The following is a 25,995-nucleotide window of genomic DNA, read 5'->3' as shown; positions in this document are numbered from 1 at the left end:
GTTGGGAAGAAAGGTAATCTACCACCATGCCTAGGTGCTCCGAACAGTTCCAACGTGATGCTGTGGCTGTCTACGAAAACAATGAGGACCTATCCACTTCACGCGGCTTCAATAGAGCTTGGAGTCAATCGTTTCTCACGATATTCTTGGGTTGGATCGGTAAACGAGCCTGCACGAAGACCATGCACGATGAAGCCGGACCTGACAAGATTAGTGATCCGTTCCGATCGGGGTTGTCACTATCGAGGTAATAGTTGGTTCCAAGCCTCCCGAGACATCGGTTTTGCTCGTTCAATGTCGAAGAAAGGGTGCTCACCCGACAGTTCGGTGTGTGGGGGTGTTCGGTCGAATGAAAAATGCGATGTTCTATGGGCGTAAGTGGCGCCATCGTGAAGAATTAGAGAAAGCGATTCATGAATATGTCGGCTCCTACAACGACCGAAGAATCAAGCTTGAGTTCGACAGATTAAGCATCAACTAACGCCGACGCAAGCTGCTACTCTGAATATTCCTAAAAATGTCCGCATCCTCTTCTGCCCGTTAGCGCGCGAGTAGGAATCCTCATTAAAGCAAAAAGAGTTGGGATAGAATCTAAAATTCTATCCCAACTGGAAAACTTGTCTCAGCAGCTTTTGGTGCAAATCACATTTTTCGAAAGGGGCTGCTGATTACGCCGGTGGAATTTAGCCACCTAGGACACTGCCTAGGGCGCTCAAGTCCAGTTCGGAGGACTGGAAATCATTCAGCAGTTCGGAAGAGCCGTTTTCGTTGAAGAAATCCGACGATCCGGTGCCGTTGAGCAGTTCCGAAGAGCCGGTTCCGTTCAGGAGCTCGGAGGAACCGTTATTGTTGAGGAACTCCGAGGAGCCCAGATCTCCGAAGGAGGATCCGCCTACTTCGAGGTTAACTTCTTCTGGGTAGGTCGGAGAAGACATTGGAGGCAGTTCGGGGAGGCTAACCTCTGGCAAGGAAGTATTAGGCAGTTTTATGTCCGGGAAGCTACCTCCCGAGATGTGAACCAGAAGATCCTTGATGGGACCGGAAACAATTTCATTGATTTGGAGCAGTACGTCCATTGCAATTCCTTCAAATGTGTGGGTAATGACTCTGGTATGTTAAAAAGGGTGTCCTATGCTCGCAATAGTTGTAGGTATATATTTCACCGCCGTTGGGCCGGATTGGTTTTGTTTCTGAGTGGAAACGGGCGGGCTAGCTAGAATCGAGGGGTATTCTGCCAAAGTTTTGCCTAGTAAACATTTTGGTTCCAAGGTAAGGCGCTTTGGTATGCAATAGGTGGGGTCGCACTCTCTGCGGAACGCAGTCATAGTTCTGACGTGTTCATTCAAATTTGGAAAGACCCGAAGTAAAGCATTGCGGGAAGTGTGTTTTGAAGTTAAAAAGGGACCATGTTCGCTATTGAGAATCCAAGCACAGGCAAGAGTGAATACAAGTTTGAACGCATCGATGATTCGCAGCGCGATGACATCCTAGACCGTTCCACCGCGGCCTACGATGCATGGCGTAGTACTCGCATCGAGGAGCGTGCCGCGGTTTTGTCCCGCGCTGCAGACCTTTATGAAGAGCGCATCGATGAGTTGGCAGACCACATCGGTCGTGAAATGGGCAAGCTGACCCGTTGGGCAAAGGCTGAAGTGCAGATTGTTGCCGATATCTATCGCTACTATGCCGAGCATGCGCACGAGCTGCTCGCAGATGAGTACCTGCCGGCTCAGAACGCGCACAAGACCGTGGTACGCAAGGAGCCGATTGGCCCATTGTTGGGCATTATGCCGTGGAACTTCCCGTACTACCAGGTAGCCCGCTTCGCAGCTCCTAACCTGCTGCTGGGTAACACCATCGTGCTCAAGCACGCTTCCATCTGTCCGCTGTCTTCCCAGGCATGTCAGGACATCTTGGAAGAGGCTGGTCTACCGAAGGATGCGTATATCAACATTTATGCTTCCGGTTCCCAGATGGATGCCTTTGTAGCGGATAAGCGCATCAAGGGTGTTTCGCTGACCGGCTCCGAGGGTGCAGGCTCTGCCGTTGCTAAGACCGCTGGTGAAAATTACAAGAAGTCCGTGCTGGAGCTGGGCGGCAACGACCCATTCCTGGTTATCGATGATGAAAATCTGGAGTGGGTACTGGATCAGTTCAACCTGATTCGCATGTACAACACCGGCCAGGCCTGCAATGCACCGAAGCGCCTTATCGTTCTAGAGGACTTCTATGACCGCACTGTGGAGTACCTGGAAAAGAAGATCGGGGACATGAAGGTCGGTACTTATGATGACGAGAATGCCGATATCGGTCCGCTGTCTTCCATCGGCGCCCGCGATGAGATTGTGGAGCGCCTCGAAAAGGCCGCGGCCAACGGCGACGCCAAGATTCGCGTAGGCGGCAAGAAGATCGATCGCGAGGGCGCCTACATGGAGCCTGCCCTGCTTACCGACGTCGACCCATCCGCCGACGTAGGCTGCAACGAGATCTTCGGCCCAGTGGCGATTGTGTACAAGGCCAAGGACGTCGAAGAGGCCATCGAGATTGCCAATAACTCTGAGTACGGTCTGTCTAGCTCCGTGTGGGGCACTGACTTGGATGCTGCGTTTGAAGTAGCCAACCAGCTCAACGATGGCATGACGTTTGTTAACGAGGCGTCGGTAACCGCAGCAGGCCTGCCATTCGGAGGCGTGAATCGCTCCGGCTATGGCCGCGAGTTGGCGCGCTGGGGCGTAGGCGAGTTCGTCAACGAGCACCTGTACCGCGTGAGCGGACAGGATAATCCGGGTAATTCCCCGGCAATGTAGCGGCGTGTCTGTCTAGCGTAAGTCTCAAGTTCAACTTAAACTTGAGTACACGATAGACAGCTCACGCCGTAGGCATCGGTCCGGGGGAGGGGAACCCTCGGAAAGGTACCGCGGCAAATCTTCAAAGGACGTTTACCTATGCGCAAAAGCACTTCCCCGAGCAAGGCTCGCAAGGGCCTTGCTGTGGCCGCAGTACCTACCGCCATCGCCGTGGGTTTGGCCCTGCTGCCAAACGCCACCGCACAATCTTCTGTAGGCGATCTCTCTTCCGCAATCGGCGGCGATTCCAGCCTGTCCGATCATTTCGCACCGAAGGATCCACCCGCCCGCACCCCGCTGAACACCGAATACCCGGATGTTAAGGGCCTGCCGGAGGGCGTGAAGATCAACCGCGTGGAGTACCTAACCAACCGCCACTTGATGGTCTACATCAAGTCTGCGGCGATGCCGGACAAAGAGCAGAAGGTGCAAATCCAGCTCGCCCGTGACTGGTACTCCCACCCAGAAAAGAAGTTCCCAGAGGTATGGGCACTGGATGGCCTGCGTGCACGTGACGATGAGTCCGGCTGGACGATTGAAACCAATATTTTGAACCAGTACGCCGACCGCAACGTCAACCTGATCATGCCGGTAGGCGGCGAGTCTTCCTTCTACTCGGACTGGGAGCAAGCAGACCGCGGTAAGCACTATATGTGGGAGACCTTCCTGACCAAGGAATTGATCCCGATCCTGGACAATGAGTACCGCTCCAACCACAAGCGCGCGGTAACCGGCCTGTCCATGGGCGGTACTGCCGCGATGAACCTGGCTGAGCGCAACCCGCACCTGTTTAGCTTCGTGGGTTCTTTCTCCGGCTACCTCGATACCACTACGCGTGGCATGCCGGAAGCCATCATGGCTTCGCAGCGCGATGCCGGCGGTTATGATTCCCGCAAGATGTGGGGCCAGCCGGGCTCCCAAAACTGGATCGACCATGATCCAAAGCTGGGCATTGAAAACCTGAAGGACATGAAGGTATATGTCTCCGCAGGTTCGGGCAAGGATGACTTTGGCAACGCCAACTCCGTGGCTAAGGGCCAGGCAAACCTCGCTGGCATGGGCTTGGAGGTCATCTCCCGTATGTCCACCCAGACCTATGTTGATTATGCGAAGCGCGCCAAGATTGACCCTGTGGTTAAGTTCCGCCCATCCGGCGTGCACAGCTGGGAATACTGGCAGTTTGAGATGCAGCAGGCATGGCCATACATCGCAGATGCATTGCAGATGGACAAGGCCGACCGCGGTGCGGACTGTGAGGCAATCGGAGCCATCGCTAAGGAGACCAAGAGCGGCGTTATTGGCTCTTGCTTGAATAATGAGTACGACGTCGCTAAGAAGGGCAAGGCCCAGGACTTCGAGTCTGGCACCGCTTACTGGTCCCCAGACACCGGTGCGCATGCCCTCTTCGGCCGCATTGGTGCTCGCTACGCCGAAATCGGCGGACCAACCTCCTGGCTTGGCTTCCCGAAGACCGGCGAGTCCAAGACGCCAGATGGCAAGGGCCGCTTCGTGCACTTTGAGCACGGCTCCATCTACTGGTCCCCGGAGACTGGCGCTTGGGAGATTACCGGCGATATGTTCCAGGCTTGGGGCAAGAATGGCTACGAAAAGGGCGACCTGAAGTACCCGACCGGCTCGGTAAAGAAGGTCGGTGAGGGCTACATGCAGGAATTCCAGGACGGAATCCTTACCCGTAACCCGGATGGCTCCAACCAGGTAGTACACGGTGCTATCGGCGCCAAATACAAGGACATGGGCGGCGCGGAGTCTGCGCTCGGCTTCCCGACGTCAGGAGAGAACGCCGTCAATGGCGGCTTCTTCCAGACCTTTGAAAAGGGCAGCATCTACTGGTCGCCGAAGACTGGTGCGCACTACATTCTGAAGAGCAAGATTATGGACCGCTGGGGCCAGGCTGGCTGGGAGCAGGGCGAGTTCGGCTGGCCTACCTCTGACTACTCCGAGATTGCCGCTGGTGGCTTGAGCCAGGAATTCCAGCACGGCAAGATCAGCGAGGTTCTGGGCCAGGTTCGGACCGAGAAGAAGTAGTCATGCGCAAGCTAGTAGTAGTGGGCGCGGCGCTGTGCTTGACCCTTGCGGGGTGCGGTTCTGCCACGGTGGATAGCGAGCCTTCGCAAGAGACCGAGGTCGCGCCCCTCGAGCGGGAGTCGGAGGCCCCTACCTCTGCGGAAGAGACATCCTCTAAGTCGCAGGAAGACCGCGGTGCGCGTGAGATCTCTGAAATTCCCACCGCCGAGCTGCCGGAATCGGAAGCCAAGTACCTAGGCAGGCTAAAAGACGCCGGCGTCAACGTTGATGGCGTAGAAGATCAGCTCCTCGGCGCGGGCAAAGCAGCCTGTGATGAGAATGATGTCACCCTCTCTGCGGTCGCCGGCCAGCTTGTTGAGCAACAGCGCACCACGATGGGCTTTGAAGAGCTTTCTAAGCTGATTGCGGATTCCGCACGTACAGGGATTTGCTAGGTTCACCTGGTACAACTAATCCATGAGAAAAACCATCACCGTTGTCGCAGTCCTCGTCGTTTTAGCTGTTATCGGCGTGGGCGCGTCGCGTTACCTCAATAGTGGAACGGATGACTCCCCAGCTCCGCATTCCACGGAGCAGGCTGCGCCACCGCCACAGCAGCCCGAGTGGTGCCCGCGCGTGGAGTTCATTTCCGCCCCGGGTACGTGGGAATCTGCGGCTGACGACGATCCCCTTAATCCTTCTGCCAATCCGCGCTCGTTCATGCTGTCTATTACGAAGCCATTGCAGGAGGCCTACGGGGACGATGTGAAGGTATGGACCCTTCCTTATACCGCACAGTTTAAAAACATCAATGCACAGCATGAAATGAGCTACGACGATTCCCGCAATGAGGGAACCGCCAAGATGAATGATGAGTTGCGCAGTGTGCATGAGAGCTGTCCGGCAACCAAATTCATTCTGAGTGGCTTCTCTCAGGGCGCGGTCATTGCAGGTGACGTTGCCGACGAGATCGGCGGCGGCCAGGGTGCAGTGCCGGCGGAAAGCATTGCAGGTGTGGCCCTTATTGCGGATGGTCGCCGCCAAAATGGCGTTGGCCAAAACCCAGGCCGCAAGGTCGGCGGCGTGGGTGCGGAAATTGCCCTCCAGCCAGTATCCGGTTTGGTTCAGCCCATCGTTCCGGGTGCGTCCATGCGCGGTGCGCGCCCGAATGGGTTCGGTAGCCTGGCGGATCGGACCTTCCAGATTTGTGCGCCCAATGATTCAGTCTGTGATGCCCCGCCAAACGTGTCTAATGCGCTGGAGCGCGCGCAGGGTTTGATTGCCGCGAATGGCGTCCATGCGCAGTACGCCTCTAATAGTGGTGTCATTGATGGCACGACGGCTAACCAGTGGGTAGTGGGCTGGGCCCGACAGCTTATCGACGCCGCGTAACAGCAATTCCCCACCCTCCGATAGTTTTATTACCGAAACCATTTACCTAAGGAGAATCGATGGATCTGAAAGCGCAGATGGGGCAGTTCCTAGCGCCCGAGTTCACCTTGGCCCAGTTGGCAGAGAATCTCTTCCAAGCGGAGACCGACCCAGACCGCGTGGTGATGCGCCAGTGGATCTACGGGGAGGAAGAAACCTGCCGGGAGCTTACCCGCGCACAGGTCAATAACCGCATCAAGGTGGTGGCGGCGCGCCTGCAGCAGGTGGCAGAGCCTGGTACCCGCGTGGCCATCTTGGCTGGTAATTCACCGGAATATGTCTTCGGCTTCTTGGGTGCTCTTTATGCGGGCATGGTGCCGATTCCGCTTTATGACCCCAACGAACCGGGGCACTCGGACCACCTAAGGGCCGTATTTGGTGACTGCGAACCGTCCATTGTGGTGACTAACCGCGTATCGGCGGCGGCAGTGCGCACGTACTTTTCCGCTCAACGCGAGCGCCCGCGCATCATTTCCCTCGACGCCCTTCCTGATTCTTTGGCGTCCTCCTGGACGCCTGTGGGGGGAACCGCAGAGGACACTGCCTTTCTGCAGTACACGTCTGGGTCCACTCGGACCCCGGCCGGCGTGGAGCTCACCAACCGAGCGATTATCACTAATGTTGCGCAGATCTTCCAAGCACTGCAATTGCAGATGCCGGCTCGCATCGTCTCCTGGCTGCCAATGCATCACGATATGGGCATCATTTTGGCCGTATTCGTTACCATTTTGGGCTTGGACTTCGAGATGATGACCCCACGCGATTTCATCCAACACCCAGACCGCTGGATCCGGCGTTTGACCGCCCGCGAGCAAGCTACGTACTCCGCTATCCCCAACTTTGCGCTGGAGCTCGCCGCGCGCCATGCCAAGGACGCTGATTTCTCGCACGTAGCAGGCATCATTATCGGCTCCGAGCCGGTAACGGAGGCAGCTGTGGATTCCTTCTTGAATGCCTTCAGCGTGGATCGTTCCGTGCTGCGCCCGTCCTATGGTTTGGCAGAAGCGGCGCTTATTGTATCTACCCCGCAAACCGACAAGCGCCCAGTCATCTCCCACTTCAATCGTGCCGAACTGGCCGCGGGACGCGCCATCATCGAGGATAAGTCCGACGCGACTGTGGCCTATGCGTCCAATGGGCAGTGCGTGCCGCGTCAGCACCTCGCCATCGTGGACCCGGAAACGCGCGCTGAGGTCGAGGACGGCGTAATCGGTGAAATCTGGGTGCATGGTCCCAATATGGCTACCGGCTACCTCAATCGGCCTGAGGAAACCGCCGCGACCTTCCGCAATACCTTGGGTGAGCGCCAGCAGGACGGCCTGCCAGAAGACGATTACTGGATGGCAACCGGTGACCTAGCCGCCATCGTGGATGGTGAGCTATATATCACTGGCCGCCTGAAGGACCTCATCGTCATCGCTGGGCGCAATCACTATCCGCAGGATATTGAAAGCACCGTACAAGCAGCGTCCGCCCAGGTGCGACCGGACTCCGTTGCCGCCTTCTCTGTGGAAGGCAAGGATTCTGAATCTCTCGTATTGTTGGTGGAGCGCGCCGATGATGCGCAGCCGGACGGCGATGCAGAGGCGTCCGCAGCCATCCGTACCGCCGTCACCTCACATCATGGAATTACGCCAGATGACATCGTGTGGAAGGCCTCAGGGGAAATCAACCGTACTTCTTCCGGCAAGATTGCGCGCCGTGTAGCTAAGAAGAACTATGTAGGGATCTGATTTATCGCTAACAAAGTGACAAAATATAGCGATATACCCTCTTGCCATTTAATAACTTCTCGTAATGAAAGACCTTTTATGACCATCGAGCAACTGCGAGCATGGCTGCGTGACTGGGTCGCCCAGGCCACCGGTGTTTCCCCAGAAGAGATCCTAGATTCCAAGCCCCTGGAAAACTATGGTCTTTCTTCACGGGATGCTGTAGTTCTATCTGGCGAACTGGGAAATCTACTCGGTACCCGCCTCGATGCCACCGTGGCATACGAGTACCCAACCATCGAACTGCTGGCAAATCGCCTGTTGAACGCTCCAGCGCCTCAGCCTGAGGCGCACTCTCCGCACATAGCGCATGGAGCCGATGTCGCGGTTATTGGTCTTTCGGGCCGCTTCCCGGGTGCAAAAAATGCCCAGGAATTCTGGTCCATGCTGGCCGAATCCCGCGCCGGAACAGGTCCACTGCCGGTAGGACGTTGGTCCGAGTACTCGGCGGACCCTGTAATGAGCGAGAAGATCGCCCAGCAAAATACCGATGGTGGCTATATCGAGGATATTGCTTCCTTCGACGCCGAATTCTTTGGTCTCTCTCCACTCGAAGCCGCCAATATGGACCCCCAGCAGCGCATCCTGTTGGAGCTGGTGTGGGAAGCGCTCGAAAACGCTGGTGTTCCTGCCAACGAGCTGCGCGGCACGCAGACTGGTGTGTACATGGGCTCGACCAATAATGACTATGGCATGCTCATCGCCGCCGATTCTGCCGAGATGCATCCTTATGCGCTGACCGGCATTTCTTCTGCTGTGGTGGCCAATCGCATTTCCTACGCCCTGGATTTCCGTGGCCCCTCCATCAATGTGGATACGGCCTGCTCCTCCTCCCTCGTAGCCGTCAATCAGGCGGTGAAGGACTTGCGCACGGGAAGCGCGGACGTGGCGCTGGCCGGTGGCGTAAATATCCTAGCCGCTCCCCACGCGTCGACGGCGTTTTCTGAATTGGGCGTTACCTCTCCGACGAGTGCCATTCACGCTTTTTCTGACGACGCCGATGGCATCGTGCGCGCCGATGCCGCTGGTGTCCTCGTCCTCAAGCGTGCGGAGGACGCGGAGGCGGACGGCGACGATATCTTGGCTGTCATCAAAGGCTCGGCCGTCAATTCCGATGGGCACTCTAACGGCTTGACCGCCCCGAATCCGGAGGCACAGGAGGATGTGCTCCGCCGAGCTTATGCGGATGCGGGTGTGAATCCGCAAGATGTGGACTATATCGAGGCGCACGGCACCGGCACCATCCTGGGTGATCCGATCGAAGCTTCTGCTTTGGGGCGGGTGCTCGGCGCCGGTCGTGGCGCGGATGCGCCGATTTTGCTGGGATCTGCCAAGACCAATATCGGCCACTCCGAATCCGCTGCGGGCGTGGTGGGCCTTATCAAGGTCATCCAGGCCATGCGCAATGATGTGATTCCGGCGAATATCAATTACTCGGCGCCGAACCGTTATATCGATTTCGAAGCAGAACGCCTGGAGGTAGTCGAGGACCCGCGCGAGTGGCCCGAATACTCCGGCCGCAAGATTGCTGGCGTATCCGGTTTTGGCTTTGGTGGCACCAATGCGCACGTCGTGCTCACCGATTACCGCGGTACCCCGGCCGAGCGCGAGCCGCAGCTTTCCACGGAAATGGTCGCGTTGCCGGTTTCTGGCCTCTTGCCATCGCGCCGGGCACGCGCTGCGGCCCTGTTGGCGGACTTCATTGAGGCGGAAAAGCCCGCGCTTGTCGACGTCGCCCGTACCGTCGCCCGCCGCAATCACTCCCGCTCTCGCGCCGTCGTGGTGGCTAGCTCCACCGAGGAAGCAGTCAAGCGCTTGCGTCAGGTGGCCGAGGGCAAGGTTTCCGTGGGAATTGCCGCTGCGGATTCCCCGCAGGTGCCGGGTCCGGTATTTGTGTACTCCGGTTTCGGCTCCCAGCATCGCAAGATGGCCAAGGACATGATTGCGCTCTCGCCGCAGTTCACGGCGCGCTTGGAAGAGCTAGATAAAATCGTGGACTTTGAGTCCGGGTGGTCCATCATGGACATTGTCAACGATGATGCGCAAACATATGACACCGAGACCGCCCAGGTGGCCATTACCGCTATCCAGATTGCAGTGACGGACTTGCTCGCCTCCTTTGGTGTGCGCCCTGCCGGTGTGATGGGCATGTCCATGGGCGAGATCGCAGCGGCCTATGCCGCGGGCGGTATTTCCGCCGAGGACGCCATGGTGATCGCCTGCCACCGCGCGCGGTTGATGGGTGAGGGTGAGGCGTCGCTAAGCGATGCCGAACAAGGAGCCATGGCCGTAGTTGAGCTCTCTGCCGAGGATATTGCCGCGCTCGATGGAAACATCGAGCCTGCCGTGTACACCGGTCCAGGAATGACCACCGTGGGCGGCCCGCGCCAAGAGGTGCTGGACTTGGTGGAAAAGCTCGATGGCGAGGGCAAATTCGCCCGCGCTCTCAATGTGAAGGCGGCCGGGCACACTTCGGCCGTAGACCCCATCCTGGGAGAGCTGCACGCCGCCATCGCAGGTATGGAAGCCAAGTCGCTGCACACCCCGCTATTTTCCTCCGTCGATAAGGGCACGGTCTATCGTCCTGGAACCACCGTGCATGATGAGGATTACTGGCTGCGCATGACCCGCCACTCGGTCTACCTGCAGGATGCCACCGAGGCAGCCTTCGCTGCTGGGCACAACCAGCTGGTAGAAATCTCGCCAAACCCGGTTGCGCTCATGGGGCTCATGTCCACCGCCTTTGCGGTAGGCAAGGCCGATGCGCAACTGCTGTATGCCCTAAAGCGCAAGGTAGATCCCACCGAGTCTCTCCTCGACTTGCTCAGCAAGCTCTATGTCGCCGGCATGCCGGTGGACTTCGGTGCGGTCTTTGGCTCTGGCGCGCGCGTAGAGGCCCCCTATACCCAGTTCAACCGCCAGCGCTTCTGGACCAATGCCCGTCCATCGGCCGGCGTTTCTGGCCTGCCGGGCGCACGCGTTAACCTGCCCGAGGGCAAGGTTGCCTTCTCCACCAATGCGGACCAAGCGCCATCCGCCCTGGCCATCGTCGAGGCTGCGGCCGAGGCCGTCAAGCCAGGAGCCCGCATCATCGCCACCGAGGAACATGCCGATTTGCCACCGCACGGCGAGGTCACCACGGTGGTAAATCAGTCCATCGGCGGTATGTCCGTGGCTGTCTACGCTGTTCGTGGTGCACAGACAGAGCTGGTGGCGGAAGGCTTTGCCTCCGCTTTGGATTTGGGCGCGGCGCCTATTCCAGGCGTGGCCGAAGTGCCTGAAAGCGCGCCTGCAGCGACGGAAGAAGTCGATGCCGTGCGCTGGGATCCCACGGAGGAAACCGTGGAGGACCGTCTCGCGCTCATCGTTTCTGAGTCCATGGGCTATGACGTCTCTGACCTGCCGCGAGAGCTGCCGCTCATTGACCTGGGCCTGGATTCCCTGATGGGTATGCGCATTAAGAATCGCGTGGAAAATGACTTCCAGATTCCGCCGCTGCAGGTGCAGGCGCTGCGCGACGCCTCCCTGGCGGACGTCATTGCCATGGTGGAAGAGGCCGTAGCCGGCGGCAACGTAGATACCAGCGAGATTGCTTCCGAGGACACCCCTGCGCCAGAAGAAGATGAGCCGGGCCAGGGCGTGGGTGTTGCCACGCGCGATGCCTCCGAGCGCATGGTCTTTGGCACGTGGGCTACCTTTACCGGCAAGGCCGCGGCGGGAGTGACCTCTGCACTGCCCAAGATAAGCGACGAGGTTGCTAGCAACATTGCCGAGCGCCTCACCGAACGTGCAGGCATCGAAGTCACTACCCAGCAGGTCCACGAGGCTGAGTCCTTGGAGAGCCTGGCTGACTTGGTCCGTGAGGGACTAGAGACCGAGGTAGAGGGCAATATCCGCGTGCTGCGCGAGGCCGACGGTCCCGCTGTATTCATGTTCCACCCAGCCGGTGGCACCACGGTGGTCTACCAGCCACTGACCCGCCGCCTGCCCGAGGATGTGGCTGTCTACGGAGTCGAGCGCATCGAGGGTTCGCTAGAGGAGCGAGCCAAGGTCTATGTCGAGGACATCGTGCATTACGCTCGTGGCCGCAAGGTCGTGCTCGGCGGTTGGTCCTTCGGCGGCGCGCTGGCCTACGAGGTGGCCTACCAGTTGCACAAGCGCACCCAGGACTCGGTAGAGGTGGCGTTTATTGCGCTGCTCGATACCACCCAGCCATCCCACCCGGCCCCGGATACCCCGGAGGAAACCCGTGCTCGCTGGGAGCGCTACGCGGCCTTTGCCAAGAAGACCTACGGGCTGGACTTTGAACCCCCGTACGAGATGCTCGAGACCATGGGCGGGGATGCGCTCATGACCATGTTGGCGGAGTTCCTCGCTACTACCGACGCCTCCGAGCACGGCCTAGCCGCGGGCGTGCTAGAGCACCAGCGTGCCTCCTTTGTGGATAACCAGATTCTGGCCAAGATTGACTTCCACCGCTGGGCCGATGTGACCGTGCCGGTTCTGCTTTTCCGCTCCGAGCGCATGCATGACGGTGCGATTGAGCTGGAGCCGCGCTACGCTGAGATTGACCCCGACGGAGGTTGGGGAGTTATCGTTAAGGATCTAGAAATTGTGCAGCTGCAAGGCGATCACCTTGCAGTACCGGACGAGCCGGCCATCGGCATCGTGGGCAAGCATATGAACGAATGGATCGAGGAGAAGGTACGTGGCGGCCAAGCAGACAACCGCTGAGAAACTCGCTGATCTGCGTGAGCGTCTGGATAAGGCGCAGGACCCAGGAAGTGAGCGCTCGCGCAAGCGCCGCGACGAGGCTGGACGCACCACGCCTCGCCAGCGCATCAATGAACTGCTAGATGAGGGTTCCTTCGTCGAGACTGGTTCTCTGGGCAAGACCCCTGGTGACCCTGAGGCCATCTATTCTGATGGCGTGGTCACCGGCTATGGCCGCATCTCCGGCCGCCCGGTGTGCATCTACGCTCACGATAAGACCGTCTACGGTGGCTCTGTCGGCGTGACCTTTGGCAAGAAGGTTACCGAGGTCATGGATATGGCCATCAAGATTGGCTGTCCGGTCATTGGCATTCAGGATTCCGGTGGTGCCCGTATCCAGGATGCGGTGACCTCGCTGGCCATGTACTCCGAGATCGCCCGCCGCCAGCTGCCGCTGTCCGGCCGCAGCCCGCAGATTTCCATCATGATGGGTAAGTCCGCTGGCGGCGCCGTCTATGCTCCTGTGACCACGGACTTTGTCATTGCTGTGGATGAGGAAGCGGAAATGTATGTCACCGGACCGAACGTCATCCGTGAGGTTACCGGCGAGGACATTACCTCCGCCGAGCTGGGTGGAGCTCGCCAGCAGGAGCTCAACGGCAACGTTTCGGCCGTCGTTCCCTCTGAGGAAGACGCCTTCGACATGGTGCGCGATCTCTTGGACCACCTGCCGCTAACGTGCTTTGATGAGGCCCCGGAATTCGCCGCGCCTTCCGACGCCGACGTGGCCGAAGACGAAGACCTCAACTCCTTCATGCCGGATGACACCAATGCCGGCTACGACATGATGGATTTGTTGACCCAATTGGGCGATGACGAGGACATCATTGAAATTCAAGAGAACTTTGCGCCCAATATGATCACCGCCTTTGGGCGCATCGATGGCAAGACGGTGGGATTTGTAGCCAATAATCCCATGCACCTTGCAGGCTGCATTGATGCGGACGCCGCCGATAAGGGCGCACGTTTTATCCGCATCTGCGATGCCTACAACATTCCGTTGGTCTTCGTGGTGGATACTCCGGGCTACCTACCAGGCGTAGAGCAAGAAAAGGTCGGCCTTATCCACCGCGGCGCCAAGTTTGCTTTCGCCGTGGTAGAAGCCACCGTGCCCAAGGTTTCGCTCATCGTGCGCAAGGCCTATGGCGGTGCTTATGCCGTGATGGGGTCGAAGAACCTGACCGGTGATATCAACTTGGCGTGGCCAACCGCACAGATCGCCGTTATGGGTGCCGCAGCCGCCGTGGTGATGATCGCCGGTAAGCAGCTAGACGCCGCCGAGACCCCTGAGCAGCGCGAGATGACCAAGAAGATGTTCATGGACTTCTACGATGAGACCATGACTGCTCCCTATGTTGCGGCTGAGCGCGGCTATTTGGACGCTATGATTCAGCCGAATCAATCCCGGTTGGCGCTCCGCCAAGCGCTGCGGCAGCTGGCAACGAAGCAGGAAAGCGATCTGCCGAAAAAGCACACCATTGCCCCGATGTAACGTCATGTGCTTGGATTAGCGATAGGAATATAAAGTCCCAATCCTAGTCAAGGAGTTATTTATGATTCTATCTAGCGCTGTGGATCTCATCAGCGAGATCATTGGTTTCGTAGCCGATATCCTCAATCAAGCAGGCGTACCGGTAAGCTCCAAGTAAAAAGAGCAAAAAATAAGGAGGGTTCAACCCTCCTTATTTTTATTTGCGGGCGAAAAGCCGCCAGCCAAAGAAGAATAGTGCCGACATAACGGTTGCCACGATGAGGAAGCTCCAGTGTGGTAGCCGGCCATTGACCAGCATCCACAGGGCCATGCCGCCCACGATGGTGCTTAGCCAGACGACGCCGCCTTCCTTCCACTTGCCCTGCACCTTGGCGGCCAGGATGATAGCCCAGCCGATGAGCGCGCCGATGGCCCATGGCCAGAAAGCATCAACCCAGGTTGAAAAATTTAGTCCGCCGTGGGCGAGACGGGCGGCCACAGCAAAGAGCATCAAGGCGATGATATCGATGACGGGGGCGATTCTCATGCGTTTTCCTTTCGATTCAAGGCGGCGTAAGTAATGCCCTTGCGAGCATAGTGCCAGAAGTAGATTACCCAGCCAATGATGGTGATAAGGGCAAAGGAAATCAGCCGATAGATGATTGCCGCGCCGGTTGCATCCACCGCGGTCATACCGGTGGCAACCAGGGTGGCGATAATGCCGGCCTCTACCGTGCCCAGGCCGGCGGGCGTGACCTGGGCGGAGCCGGCCAGCTTGGCGGTAAGATACGTTAGCGCCACACCGGCCATAGTTGTGGTGTCTTCACCCGCATGCAGGGCAGGGAGGTGGCCGGTTACGGCCCAGACACAGCCCCACAGCGAGACCATATCGATAAGGCGGTTGGCTAGGGAGTAAAAGGAAACCCAAGCGAATTGGCGGCGGGTGAGGTGAACCTCTTCTAGATTCTTTACCTGGTCCACGATGGCTTCGCGCTTGGAGCCCTTAACGAGCTTCTGGCGGTTGAGCCAGCGAATGATGGTGTCTGGGTGATTGGTCAGCCAGAAAAGGCCGCCGGAAAGCGCCAGCATGAGCACCAGGGTGCCAATGAGGGACCACAATGCCATGTCAGCATTGAGGAAGAGCACGCCGCCCAAGCCGATGAGTACGAGCCACATGGTGGAAATGGCCGAAGACAGCACGAAGAACCACCCACAGAGCATGACGGAAGCACCCCACGTGCGCTGCACGTAGAAGGTGAGGATGGCGGAAAAGGCCGGGCCCGCTGGAAGCGTGGTAGACCAAGCATTAGCCGCCAGCGTGAGGGCGGCCGTCTCTGAGGCTGGTACGTGTACGCCGCCGGCGCGAATGAGCAGGCGCATAACCTCGCCCATGGCAAGGACTGCCACGATTGAGGCGATGACCACCAGTGCTACCGCAGCCGGGTCAGAATGAGACAGCCGCGAGAAGCCTTCGCGCAGGAAGTCCAACTCATCGCGGAAGACATAAATCAGGATAAGCAGGACGATGAGCGAGGCGATAAGCCGCAGCCAGTTCTTCACTTATTTATCTCCTTCGAGGCGTTGTTTGAGCTCAGAGAAGGGAACAGTCTTGCCGCGGTGTCTAGCGCCACCAGTCAGAGCAGTGGTGGCGTGGCGCAGCCAGCTAGGTGCCCACCAGTTATCTTCGCGCAGCAGGTGCATGACAGCGGGGACAAGGAGCATGCGGACAATGGTGGCATCGATAAGCAGGGCAAAAATCATGCCATAAGCGATGTATTTCATCATCACGATATCGGAGAAGCCGAAAGCGCCACAGACCACAATCATGATGAGCGCCGCCGCAGTGATGATCCCACCCGTATGCGCGGTGCCGGCCGCAATGGCCTCATCGGTGGTGGAACCGTGCCGTCGCGCCTCCACCATGCGGGAGACCAAAAAGACCTCATAGTCGGTGGACAGGCCGTAAACAATGGCGATGATAAGCACCAAGATGGGGCTCATGAGCGGGCCAGGGGTGAAGTTGAGGGCGCCCGAGCCAAGGCCAGCGACGAACATCAGGGTCAAAATGCCCAGCGTTGCCCCCAAGGTCAAAAGCGTCATCACGATTGCCTTGAGCGGGAGCACGAAGGAACCGAAGACCAACGCCATGAGCAGGAACGTGGCTAGCACCACGTAGAGTGCCATCCACGGCAGCTTATGGAAGAGCGCATCAAGGGATTCCACTTCCATGGCAGGCGTGCCTCCCACGTACAGGTTCACGCCCTCGGGTGCCTTTACTTGTTCCAGTTCGTGGACAATCTTCGCGTAATCATCGCGGTCTTTAATGCCGGCGGAAAGAACTGTCGTGCCGTCCTTGGTGGCTGTTGTCGGCGCCATGGGCTCGGTGAGGCCATTGAGGCCACGGACTTGCATGACGACGTCGACAAGCTGCTGGTTAGACGCATTTTCCACGACGAGCTTTACCGGCTCCGTGCGGAAGGTAGGGAATTCCTCATTGAACCTATCCTGCGCCACACGGGTTTCCTGGTTGGGCGGTAAGTAAGACTCGTTGATGCCGCCGAAGGTGATACTCATGATGGGCAGGGTAAGTGCGATAAGCAGGCCGCACACGGCGATGGTCAACCCGCGGGCATGGCGCATTGCCCAAAGCGGCAGCTTGTACCACCAGGTGTCTTCGATGGTGCGCGCCGTCCGAGAGGTGCGGCGCACAGACCAGGTATCGATCTTGGGGCCGAGCATGCCAAAAATTGAGGGCAGGACGGTGACCGAAAGCAGCGCTGCTAGACCCACGGCGGAAATGGAGCCATAAGCCACGGACTTCAGGAAGGCTTGCGGGAAGAGGAAGAGCCCCGAAAGTGCGACGGCGACCATGGCTGCCGAGAAAACCACCGTTTGGCCGGCAGTCGCGGTGGTGGTAGCAACGGCCTCCTCGGTGGAGCGACCCTTATCCAGCTCTTCGCGGAAGCGCGAGACCATAAAGAGACCGTAATCGATGGCTAGGCCGAGGCCCAGCAGCGTGACAACGGCCTGAGCAAAGACATTGACCTGGGAAAATCCCGCCAAGATGGACAGGATTCCCAAAGACCCCAGGATGGAGAGGCCGCCGACGATGAGCGGCATGCAGGCCGCAACGACGGAGCCAAAAACCACCAGCAGGAGGATGCCCACCAAAGGAAGCGCGGCCTTTTCGGCGCGGGAGATATCGTGGGACATGCCATTATCTAGGGCATCAGCAACTGCGGTAGCGCCCGCGATTTCCACTGGGGCGGAGGTATCCTTAAGCGCGCCTTGGATGGTGCGGAAATCCTTGAGTGTTTGCTCATCATCGCCTTTAAGACCGATGGCGGCGAAAGCTAGGGAGTGATCGTCATTGACTAGGTTGGGGTTCTTCGTATCGAAGTAGCTGGTCACCGAATCAATCTGCTCGGGATACTCTGCTTTCAGCTGCGCCAAGTGATGCTTGGCGGCGTCGAAGTTCTCATCGGGGGAGTGGAAGAGCAAGATGACATCGCCGGAGTTATCGCGGCCGAATGTTTCCTCCTCGATCTGGGCCGCGCTTGTCGACGCCGCATTGGGATCCTCCCAGCCCTCTTGGCTCATGCGGTCTTCAAGCTGCAAGCCAAAGCCCACGAAGAGCGCAAGGATGGCAGCGACAACGATGGCGGGGATAAGCCGGCGGTACGCATAGGAAAAACGTCCCCATTTCTCAAACATTGGGGCAGCCTCCTAGCGGTTATTAAGCAGGGCCGCCAAGGGACGGAATGGCTGCAGCCATGCACCACCCTCGGGCAGGTTATCCAGATTCACGCGCGGTAGCGGTTCGCGGAATACGCCCTCGATGTCTTCTAGATCCACAAAATTGATATCCGCGTGGCCGACGGCCCAAGCGGCGTGCTCGTGGAATCCCAGGACCGTAACCGGAATCCCCGCGGCGATGAGCTCCTCCAAAGGCTCTTGGAAGTTTTGGCCATCGGCGGAGGCGACAATGACACCGGCCAGATCCGCACGAAGATTGTCGATGTGGTCGAGCATATCCGGATCTACGTCATCGTCTTCGTGGATCTTGGGCTTGGCAAAAACACCGAAACCCACGTTGCGGATGGCTTCTATCCATGGGCGAATGACATCTGCGCCGCCGGGGGTCACATTAGTAAAGACATCGGCGCGCGGTTCAGCATCAACGTCTTGAGCAAGATGTACCAGCCAGCGACCGATGGCGTCGAAGCGCGGGCGGTGTGCGGCGGTAGGCCGACCGCCCAGCAGGGAGCCTAGGCCCATGTCCATATTGGGTGCATCCCAGACAAGCAGATAGGTGCTCATTTATTTCTTCTCCCAGAGATACTCCGTAATCACGTGTTCTTTATCTAGGCCCTTGCCTTCAAACTTGGTGATGACCTGACGGTCTACCAGCTGCGGGCACTCTGGCCATGGCCAGCCCTTGTAATCCAGGCTTGGTTCTACTTCAACTAGTTCATCAATCCATTCGACATATCCGGCGTGGTCAGTAGCCACGTGCAGCACGCCGCCCTTCTTTAAGCGGGAGGCAAAAAGATTGAGGGTGCCCGACTGGATAATGCGGCGCTTGTGATGGCGCGCCTTTGGCCACGGATCCGGGAAGAAGACGCGGAGTCCGTCGAGGGATTCCGGTTCAAACATGCGCATCAAGACTTCGATGCCATCGCCGCGGATCATGCGGATATTTTCGATACCCTCACGCTCAATCTGGCCGAGCAGCTTCGCAAGGCCTGGTTTGTAGAGCTCGACGGCGATGATGTTGGTATCGGCTTCTTTCGGTGCCATGGCAGCGGTGGAGGTGCCGGTACCGGAACCGATTTCCACGATCGTCTTGGCGCCGCTGCGGCCGAACCAGGAAGCGAGATCAATGACCTCGTCTTCCAGCACGCGTCCGAGCTCCGGCCAGCGCTTTTCAAAAAGTTCATGCTGGTTTTCGGTCAGCGTGCCGCGGCGGAAAGTGACGTGGCCTAGGCGCGGGTAGTCAAGCTCGTTGTGGAAAACGGCGTTGAAGTCGGTTTGTGGCGGGCGGCCAGGGGGCATTTCCCCAGCGCGGGTGTTTTGAGAATTATCTGTGCTATTCATTGCGGCCTATTTTCCCCTGCTTAGCCCCGCCAAGCAATACGCCGCGCCGAGGGATACATGTGGCGATGACATCCCGGATATAACCAGTGGGCCCAGTTGGGGGTGGTAGAAGATCGTTTCGAGGCGGAAAAGTGGGACAATTAACCCCCAGAAAGGGGGAGTGGAAAAGGCGATTTTTAACACATTACCTTCGTATGCGCTTGGTGAAGTTCTGGTAAACGCGGTGGATATAACCGGTGTGACAAAATCTACGCAAATTATTCGGACAAGCACGTTAATCTTGAGGTGGAAGGCACAGTTGGGGATTTATTTCCCCACTTTTCACACCCACCCTCAGGAGAATTACTAATGACCGCCACTATCCCAGGGCTCGTCGGAGAGCTGCCGACTAAAAATGAAAAGCTTATCGGCTGGATTAGCGAAAATGTTGAGCTTTTCCAGCCGGACCAGGTGGTCTTTGTAGACGGCTCCCAGGACGAGGCTGACCGTTTGGCCGGCGAGCTGGTGGAAAAAGGCACGCTTATCAAGTTGAACGAGGAAAAGCGACCTAACTCCTACTTGGCTCGTTCCAACCCTTCCGACGTCGCACGTGTGGAATCCCGCACCTTCATCTGTACCGAGCACGAAGATGGCGCCGGCCCTACCAATAACTGGGCTCCCCCTGCGGCAATGAAGGAAGAGATGACGGAAGCTTTCCGTGGTTCCATGAAGGGTCGCACCATGTACGTGGTTCCCTTCTGTATGGGCCCGATTAGCGATCCGGAGCCGAAGTTGGGCGTGCAGCTGACTGACTCCGCCTATGTTGTGCTCTCCATGCGCATCATGACCCGTATGGGTGCTGAAGCCCTGGAGAAAATTGGTGCTGGCGGCAACTTTGTCCACGCCCTGCACTCCGTGGGTGCCCCGCTGGAGCCGGGTGAGGAAGACGTGGCATGGCCATGCAATGACACCAAGTACATCACCCAGTTCCCTGAAACTAAGGAAATCTGGTCCTACGGTTCTGGCTACGGCGGCAACGCCATCCTGGCTAAGAAGTGCTACGCGCTGCGCATCGCTTCCGTTATGGCCAAGGAAGAGGGCTGGATGGCCGAGCACATGCTCATCTTGAAGCTGACCAACCCAGAAGGCAAGAAGTACCACGTTGCAGCCGCCTTCCCGTCGGCATGTGGCAAGACCAACCTGGCCATGATTACCCCAACCATTCCGGGCTGGAAGGCTGAGGTCGTCGGCGATGACATTGCGTGGCTACACCTGCGCGAAGACGGTCTCTACGCCGTAAATCCGGAAAACGGCTTCTTCGGCGTGGCTCCTGGCACCAACTACGACTCCAACCCGATTGCCATGCGGACCATGGAGCCGGGTAACACCATTTTCACCAACGTTGCGCTTACCGACGACGGCGATGTCTGGTGGGAGGAGATGTCCAAGGAGGCACCAGAGCACCTCATCGACTGGACCGGTCAGGACTGGATTCCGTCTTCGTCTACCAAGGCTGCGCACCCTAACTCCCGCTACTGCGTGCCGATTTCCCAGTGCCCGAGCGCCGCTCCAGAGTATGACGATTGGCAGGGCGTAAAGATCGATGCCATCCTCTTCGGCGGCCGCCGCAAGACCACCGTTCCGTTGGTCACCCAGGCTTTTGACTGGAACCACGGCACCATGATCGGCGCTCTTCTGGCCTCTGGCCAGACCGCTGCCGCAGAGGGCAGCGTTGGCACCTTGCGCCACGACCCGATGGCTATGCTGCCGTTCATTGGCTACAACGCCGGTGACTACCTGCAGCACTGGATTGACATGGGTGAAAAGGGCGGCGACCGTATGCCGTCTATCTTCCTGGTTAACTGGTTCCGCCGCGGCGCCGATGGTCGCTTCCTGTGGCCGGGCTTCGGCGAGAACTCTCGAGTGCTCAAGTGGATCATTGACCGCATCGAGGGCAATGTTGAGGCTGAGGAGACCGTCGTAGGTCACACCGCTCGCGCCGAGGATATCGACCTCGAGGGCATCGACTTTGATATCGAGGATGTGCGCGCTGCACTCGCCGTCAACCCGGAGGACTGGGAAGGCGATATGCAGGATAACGCCAGCTACCTCAACTTCCTAGGCTCCCGAGTGCCATCTGAGGTGTGGGACCAGTTCCACGCTCTAAAGGAGCGCGTAGAGAACGCCTCTTAAGCTCTAAGTTCAATAGCACCCAGCGACAGCACTGTTGCTGGGTGCTATTTTTGCAGCACCAACGTCAGGTTAGAAACCGCGAATTCCCGCACACCTGGCACGCGAGTTAGCCACCAAGCCCAGCTAGGGTGGTAACGGGGGAAGGCGAGTTTGAGCGCGCCGGTGCGCTGTGCCCAGTGGAGGCCGGCGGAACAGGGGACGTCGAAAAGCGAAGTGCCAAAGACATTCTTGGGCGGGTGACCGTGGCGGCGGGTGTAGCGATCGCGGGCAAACTCGCCGCCCACATAGTGCTCCCACAGGCCGGTCTCGTGGCCGCCAAAGGGGCCGAGCCATACCGTATAGCTCAGGATAGTCAGGCCACCCGGGCGGGTCACGCGCAGCATCTCCTCGCCCATATCCCAAGGATTGGGGATGTGCTCAGCCACGTTGGAGGAATAGACCACGTCAAAAGAGTCATCGGCAAAGGGAAGGTTGGTGCCGTCCCCGCGCACCGAGTTGCTCAAGTGGATGCCAGCCGCAGACATTTCGCCGGCATCTGGCTCTAGTCCCACGTAGTGGGCGCCGCGCCGGGCAAAAGCATCCGCAAAATAGCCCGGTCCGCCGCCCACATCGAGCACCCTCGCCCCGGGAAGCTGGACGCCTAAGTTGCGGCCGAGGTTATCTACCAGTCCGGCCGTATCTTCCGCTAGCCCGCCGTAGAAAATCTCGGGGTGCGTCTGCTCAAAGCGAAAGGAACGCAACAGCTGCAAGGAGCGGCGCAGCGTGGCCATCTCACGGGTATGTCTCATAACCCACTAGGCTAATACCTCACAATGAAGATTCTTTTACTATGCTGGCGCGATTCCACCCACCCGCAAGGCGGGGGCTCGGAGCGCTACTTGGAGCGCGTGGGCGAATACCTCGGGGCGCAGGGCCACGAGGTGGTTTTTCGCACCTCCAAGCACATGAATGCCGCGCGCCGGGAGGTGCGCGACGGCGTGCGCTACAGCCGCGGCGGCGCCAAGTTTGGCGTATATCCACGCGCGTGGGCCGCGATGCTGGCCGGCCGTTTGGGGCTGGGTGACCTGCGCGGCGTGGATGCGGTAATCGATACCCAAAACGGCATTCCTTTCTTTGCCCGCTTGGTATCTGGGGCGCCGACGGTGCTGCTTACCCACCATTGCCATCGCGAGCAGTGGCCGGTGGCAGGTCCCCTCCTGGGCCGCCTCGGTTGGTTCCTTGAGTCCCGGGTGGCTCCGCGTGTGTATCGCGGCGCTCCTTATGTCACCGTTTCTGAGGCTTCCCGCGAGGATTTAGAGGCACTGGGAATTAAGGGTGCGCACATCATTGCCAATGGTCTGGACCCGGTTCCGGACCATGTGCCTTCCCTGGAACGAGAGGCCGACGTGCACTTGGTAACGCTCTCGCGCCTGGTGCCGCATAAGCAGATTGAGCATGCCATGGATACGGTGGCGCAGACCCCGGGCGCGGTCCTGGATGTCATTGGCTCTGGCTGGTGGGAGGCTAACCTGCGTGCCTATGCCGAGGAACACGGCGTCAGCAGTCGCGTGCGCTTCCGCGGCCAGGTGACCGAGGACTATAAGCATGCCCTGCTCGCCCGGGCCGATGCCCTGCTTATGCCCTCCCGCAAAGAGGGGTGGGGCTTGGCAGTAATGGAGGCCGCCCAACATGGGGTTCCCACCGTCGGCTATACGTTTGGCCTGCGTGACAGCGTCATCAATGGCAAGACCGGCATCCTGGTAGAGCGCGAGGAAGACTTCGTGGCGGCCACCAAGCAGCTGCTTGCCGACGCCCCCTTACGCCGCACCCTCGGCTCCAACGCGCGCGATTTTGCCGCTAGCTTCTCGTGGGAGAAGACCGGCGAGCAATTCGCGGAATTGCTGCAAGGGCTAGTAGCGGACAAGCCATCCACAACGCGCTAAGCGCCCATGGAACCTGTGGCCGTGGTGCGTCCGTCTCCGCGGCTATAGCACCGTCTACGACAACGACGCCGACACCGATCCGGGCCAGCTGCTTCATATCGTGTGCCTCCCACGCGCGCAGCGCCGCCCGATACTGCGGCGAAGCCTGATCCACCACGGTCCCGTCTACGCTTAATTCCCCCGATTCCACCATGGCCAGCGCCTTGGAATAGGGATCTACCGCCACACCGCCAGGCACCTCTACAAGGTTGGCGCGCTCTGGAAAGAAAGCCACCCGGCCGTCAATCTCGCGCACCAGCTGCTTATCTACTCCCGTATCCCGCGGCGCGAGCACCGCTAGCCGCCCCGGAACCGGAATCAGCTGCACCGCCGCGGCCACGGTGGCTAGCGCCGCCGGTACGTTCGGCAGCGCACCCAGCGAGGCCACATACAGCGGCAATGCCAGCATGGTCAGCTTTCCGCTATCGCGCAGTAGCGCCGCCCCTGGAACGTGATCGATGAACCACACCAACGCGCCGGGAACCAGCCAGAAAAACACAGCCCCGCCAAGACCAATAGCTGCAAGTATGCTCAGCCGAATGGGAACCCGCCACGCCCCGAGCAATGCGATGATCGCCACGATGACACCGCATATCGCGAACCCGATGGCTGCCTGTGCATTCCAGATGCCGCCCAGGCGCAACAACGCGCCCCCAGTGCCGACGTGCTCTTCCGCTCGCGGGGCAAACGCGGCCACCGCTGCAGCAGCATCGCCGGGCGCCGCAGGATAGAACATGCCTGGAATGGCCCACGGCAAGCACAAGACCACGCCGCTAAGTGCTACCCGCTTGCGGCAGGTCACCGCCGCGGTCACCACGGCAAAGAGCCCACCCGTAGGGGTAAATGAAGCACCCCACATAGCCAGCCACGCCACCCAGCTGCGCTGTTTTCCGGCCCACGCGATGACCGGTAGCAGCCACGCGGCCACAGCAAGTGACCACTGGCCTTGGAGGAGGCGCTCGATGACGAAAGGATTGGCCACCGCCACCCCCATCGCGCTCACCGCGGAGGCTGTGGAGCGCGCCCAGTGCGCCGCGGTGAGCGCGGAGGACGCGGCGGCGGCAAAAATGAGCACCCGCGCCGCCCACGCGCCGCCTACTACAGCCAAGAAGCCGTCTTGCGGGGCATTGCGGGCAGGCAAACTGCCGCCGCCGAAAGCCGAAGGGGAAAGCGCCGGATGGTCAAGCAGCGCCATATCGCGCCACAGGAACTCGCCGGGCAGGGCGAAGGGCCAGCACACCGCGGCCACGAGGATGAAGCCCCAGGCAAGGAGTACTAGACGCTTAGCCTTCACGGTGGCGGCGCATGTACATATAGGCAGCACAGAGCAATAAGCCGACGCCGATGGCTTTGCCCGCCCAGCCGACGACCATCAAGGCACGAATGGTGCGAATGACCGGACGCACCTCGTCGAGGCGCTCCGCGCGAGTGTCATCGGACCAGCGCATATCGGCAGCGAAGATGGAGCGATCCTCCGTATCGTTATTGGCCACCATGGTGCCGGCCTGCTGTTCGTCGGCAGCGAAGAAAATCTTGATATTTTCCCGCAGATCCACGATGGTGCCGGTGGTGGGTTCCACGGAGATATCGCGGCCGACGGTATAAAAAGGTTCCACCGTGACCCGGTCAGTGGGATCTAGGCCGAGGAGCTTGCGCGAGTCTTCGTCATAAAATCGCTTCGCCGGACCAGAGATGCGGAAGTCCTTAGCGGCCAGCTGCTTTTCGCCGCTACCGGAATCGACCGCCTCGGTGGTGATGTTTCTGCGCATATCGGCCAGGGAAATGGGCTGAATATCGTGGTGGAAGGAATAGGTGGGGATACCATCTAGCTTTTTCGTAGTGGTGAAATCCACCGCCGTGGAGGATTGCGAGGCCAGATCGAAAAAGGGATAGGAGCGCTGCTCGGTTCCGGAGGGGAAAAAGTAGTTGATGCCATCTCGTTCGAAATCTGTGCGGGCCATGCCCGTGTCCACTGCCGGCAGGAGGAATTCCCATTTATCCTTAGGGGCCGCCACAGGGTAGGTGGATTCTCGGTTCAACACGGAGTGCTCGGTGATTTGGGCGAGCGGAGTCTCTCCGGCGAGCAGGCGCGATAAAGAATCAGAGTTTGCGAGCGCATCGTCTTCTGCCACCTCAGCGGTCGTGGTGTTGCGCTCGATGGTCAGCAGGTCATGGTGCAGGTAGCACCAGATGGGTGCCTTCTTTTCTTGGCACTGCGGATTCTTGCTATCGCCTGTGGCCTTGGCGCCGGCGATAAAGGCGGGCGCATCCATCCACACGCCGGCGGACGGTGCAGTGACAGTGTTGATGTTTTGGTCGAAGGCGAGGGGCCGGGTCTGATTGTTATATAGCGGTGGCACCACAGTGCCCAGCACTAAGAAAATGACGGCGGCAATGACAACCCACGCCAGTGGCGAGCGTGGCCAAAGGTAGCGTTTCATTGCAGT

Annotated in this window: 19 protein-coding genes; 10 read left to right on the top strand and 9 right to left on the bottom strand. The window is 59.1% G+C overall.

What is annotated here, in order from left to right:
* The first annotated feature begins 349 nt into the window (after window positions 1–349).
* Window positions 350–481, top strand: coding sequence for an IS3 family transposase (locus MHK05_RS11930; protein WP_367403377.1), 132 nt, complete (start codon window positions 350–352; stop codon window positions 479–481).
* Between the two features lie 202 nt (window positions 482–683).
* Here MHK05_RS11930 and MHK05_RS10485 read toward each other — a convergent pair whose 3' ends face one another.
* Window positions 684–1,076: a hypothetical protein gene (locus MHK05_RS10485; RefSeq protein WP_239206632.1), complete on the bottom strand. Its 393-nt coding sequence runs from the start codon at window positions 1,074–1,076 to the stop codon at window positions 684–686.
* A 330-nt stretch (window positions 1,077–1,406) separates the two neighbouring features.
* Here MHK05_RS10485 and MHK05_RS10480 point away from each other — a divergent pair, with 330 nt between their 5' ends.
* The 7 genes from MHK05_RS10480 to MHK05_RS10450 all read left to right on the top strand — a co-directional run bounded on the left by MHK05_RS10480 (window position 1,407) and on the right by MHK05_RS10450 (window position 14,339).
* A complete protein-coding gene (locus MHK05_RS10480; RefSeq protein ID WP_239206630.1) occupies window positions 1,407–2,807 on the top strand; it encodes an NAD-dependent succinate-semialdehyde dehydrogenase in 1,401 nt (466 codons plus the stop codon).
* Between the two features lie 138 nt (window positions 2,808–2,945).
* The gene (locus MHK05_RS10475; protein WP_023027781.1) at window positions 2,946–4,892 is read left to right on the top strand and encodes an alpha/beta hydrolase-fold protein; all 1,947 of its coding nucleotides are present in this window, start codon (window positions 2,946–2,948) and stop codon (window positions 4,890–4,892) included.
* 2 nt (window positions 4,893–4,894) lie between these two features.
* Window positions 4,895–5,326, top strand: a complete 432-nt coding sequence (locus MHK05_RS10470) for a hypothetical protein (RefSeq protein ID WP_239206628.1) — start codon at window positions 4,895–4,897, stop codon at window positions 5,324–5,326.
* 22 nt (window positions 5,327–5,348) lie between these two features.
* Window positions 5,349–6,263 (top strand): cutinase family protein, encoded by a 915-nt coding sequence (locus MHK05_RS10465; RefSeq protein ID WP_239206626.1) that lies wholly within the window; start codon window positions 5,349–5,351, stop codon window positions 6,261–6,263.
* Window positions 6,264–6,322: 59 nt separating this feature from the next.
* Window positions 6,323–8,035, top strand: a complete 1,713-nt coding sequence (locus MHK05_RS10460) for a fatty acyl-AMP ligase (protein WP_239206624.1) — start codon at window positions 6,323–6,325, stop codon at window positions 8,033–8,035.
* Between the two features lie 78 nt (window positions 8,036–8,113).
* The gene (locus MHK05_RS10455; RefSeq protein WP_239206622.1) at window positions 8,114–12,808 is read left to right on the top strand and encodes a type I polyketide synthase; all 4,695 of its coding nucleotides are present in this window, start codon (window positions 8,114–8,116) and stop codon (window positions 12,806–12,808) included.
* Window positions 12,783–14,339: an acyl-CoA carboxylase subunit beta gene (locus MHK05_RS10450; protein WP_239206620.1), complete on the top strand. Its 1,557-nt coding sequence runs from the start codon at window positions 12,783–12,785 to the stop codon at window positions 14,337–14,339. Before MHK05_RS10455 ends, MHK05_RS10450 begins: the two co-directional genes overlap by 26 nt.
* 196 nt (window positions 14,340–14,535) lie before the next feature.
* Here the strand turns inward: MHK05_RS10450 and MHK05_RS10445 are convergent, their stop codons facing one another.
* From MHK05_RS10445 to trmB, 5 genes are read right to left on the bottom strand one after another with little or no spacing between them, the layout of a single operon-like run.
* Complete coding sequence (locus MHK05_RS10445) at window positions 14,536–14,865, bottom strand: DUF3054 domain-containing protein (protein WP_239206618.1); 330 nt, start codon at window positions 14,863–14,865, stop codon at window positions 14,536–14,538.
* Complete coding sequence (locus tag MHK05_RS10440; protein ID WP_239206616.1) at window positions 14,862–15,878, bottom strand: lysylphosphatidylglycerol synthase transmembrane domain-containing protein; 1,017 nt, start codon at window positions 15,876–15,878, stop codon at window positions 14,862–14,864. Before MHK05_RS10440 ends, MHK05_RS10445 begins: the two co-directional genes overlap by 4 nt.
* Window positions 15,879–18,032, bottom strand: a complete 2,154-nt coding sequence (locus tag MHK05_RS10435) for an MMPL family transporter (protein ID WP_239206614.1) — start codon at window positions 18,030–18,032, stop codon at window positions 15,879–15,881. It abuts the gene before it with no gap.
* Between the two features lie 12 nt (window positions 18,033–18,044).
* Window positions 18,045–18,638 carry an NYN domain-containing protein gene (locus MHK05_RS10430; protein ID WP_239206612.1) on the bottom strand — a complete coding sequence of 198 codons (594 nt, stop codon included), beginning with the start codon at window positions 18,636–18,638 and terminating at the stop codon, window positions 18,045–18,047.
* Window positions 18,639–19,415 (bottom strand): tRNA (guanosine(46)-N7)-methyltransferase TrmB, encoded by a 777-nt coding sequence (gene trmB / locus MHK05_RS10425; RefSeq protein WP_239206610.1) that lies wholly within the window; start codon window positions 19,413–19,415, stop codon window positions 18,639–18,641.
* Between the two features lie 348 nt (window positions 19,416–19,763).
* On the opposite strand from trmB, the gene MHK05_RS10420 reads away from it, so the two are divergent.
* Window positions 19,764–21,587, top strand: a complete 1,824-nt coding sequence (locus tag MHK05_RS10420) for a phosphoenolpyruvate carboxykinase (GTP) (protein WP_239206608.1) — start codon at window positions 19,764–19,766, stop codon at window positions 21,585–21,587.
* A 44-nt stretch (window positions 21,588–21,631) separates the two neighbouring features.
* On the opposite strand, the gene MHK05_RS10415 is transcribed toward MHK05_RS10420, so the two are convergent.
* On the bottom strand, window positions 21,632–22,375 hold the full coding sequence (locus MHK05_RS10415) for a class I SAM-dependent methyltransferase (RefSeq protein ID WP_239206606.1): 744 nt from the start codon (window positions 22,373–22,375) through the stop codon (window positions 21,632–21,634).
* Between the two features lie 24 nt (window positions 22,376–22,399).
* On the opposite strand from MHK05_RS10415, the gene MHK05_RS10410 reads away from it, so the two are divergent.
* Window positions 22,400–23,509, top strand: coding sequence for a glycosyltransferase family 4 protein (locus MHK05_RS10410; protein ID WP_239206604.1), 1,110 nt, complete (start codon window positions 22,400–22,402; stop codon window positions 23,507–23,509).
* Here the strand turns inward: MHK05_RS10410 and MHK05_RS10405 are convergent.
* Window positions 23,424–24,842 (bottom strand): MmpA family trehalose lipid delivery protein, encoded by a 1,419-nt coding sequence (locus tag MHK05_RS10405; RefSeq protein WP_239206602.1) that lies wholly within the window; start codon window positions 24,840–24,842, stop codon window positions 23,424–23,426. The genes MHK05_RS10410 and MHK05_RS10405 overlap by 86 nt on opposite strands.
* On the bottom strand, window positions 24,832–25,989 hold the full coding sequence (locus MHK05_RS10400; RefSeq protein ID WP_239206600.1) for a PorA family protein: 1,158 nt from the start codon (window positions 25,987–25,989) through the stop codon (window positions 24,832–24,834). The genes MHK05_RS10405 and MHK05_RS10400 overlap by 11 nt, the downstream gene beginning before the upstream one ends.
* Between the last annotated feature and the right edge of the window lie 6 nt (window positions 25,990–25,995).

This window comes from Corynebacterium nasorum (genome assembly GCF_022347325.1).
Classification (GTDB): Bacteria; Actinomycetota; Actinomycetes; order Mycobacteriales; family Mycobacteriaceae; genus Corynebacterium; species Corynebacterium kefirresidentii.
The sequence above is the reverse complement of the archived record's forward strand: the minus strand, read 5'-3'. Positions and strand labels throughout refer to the sequence as shown.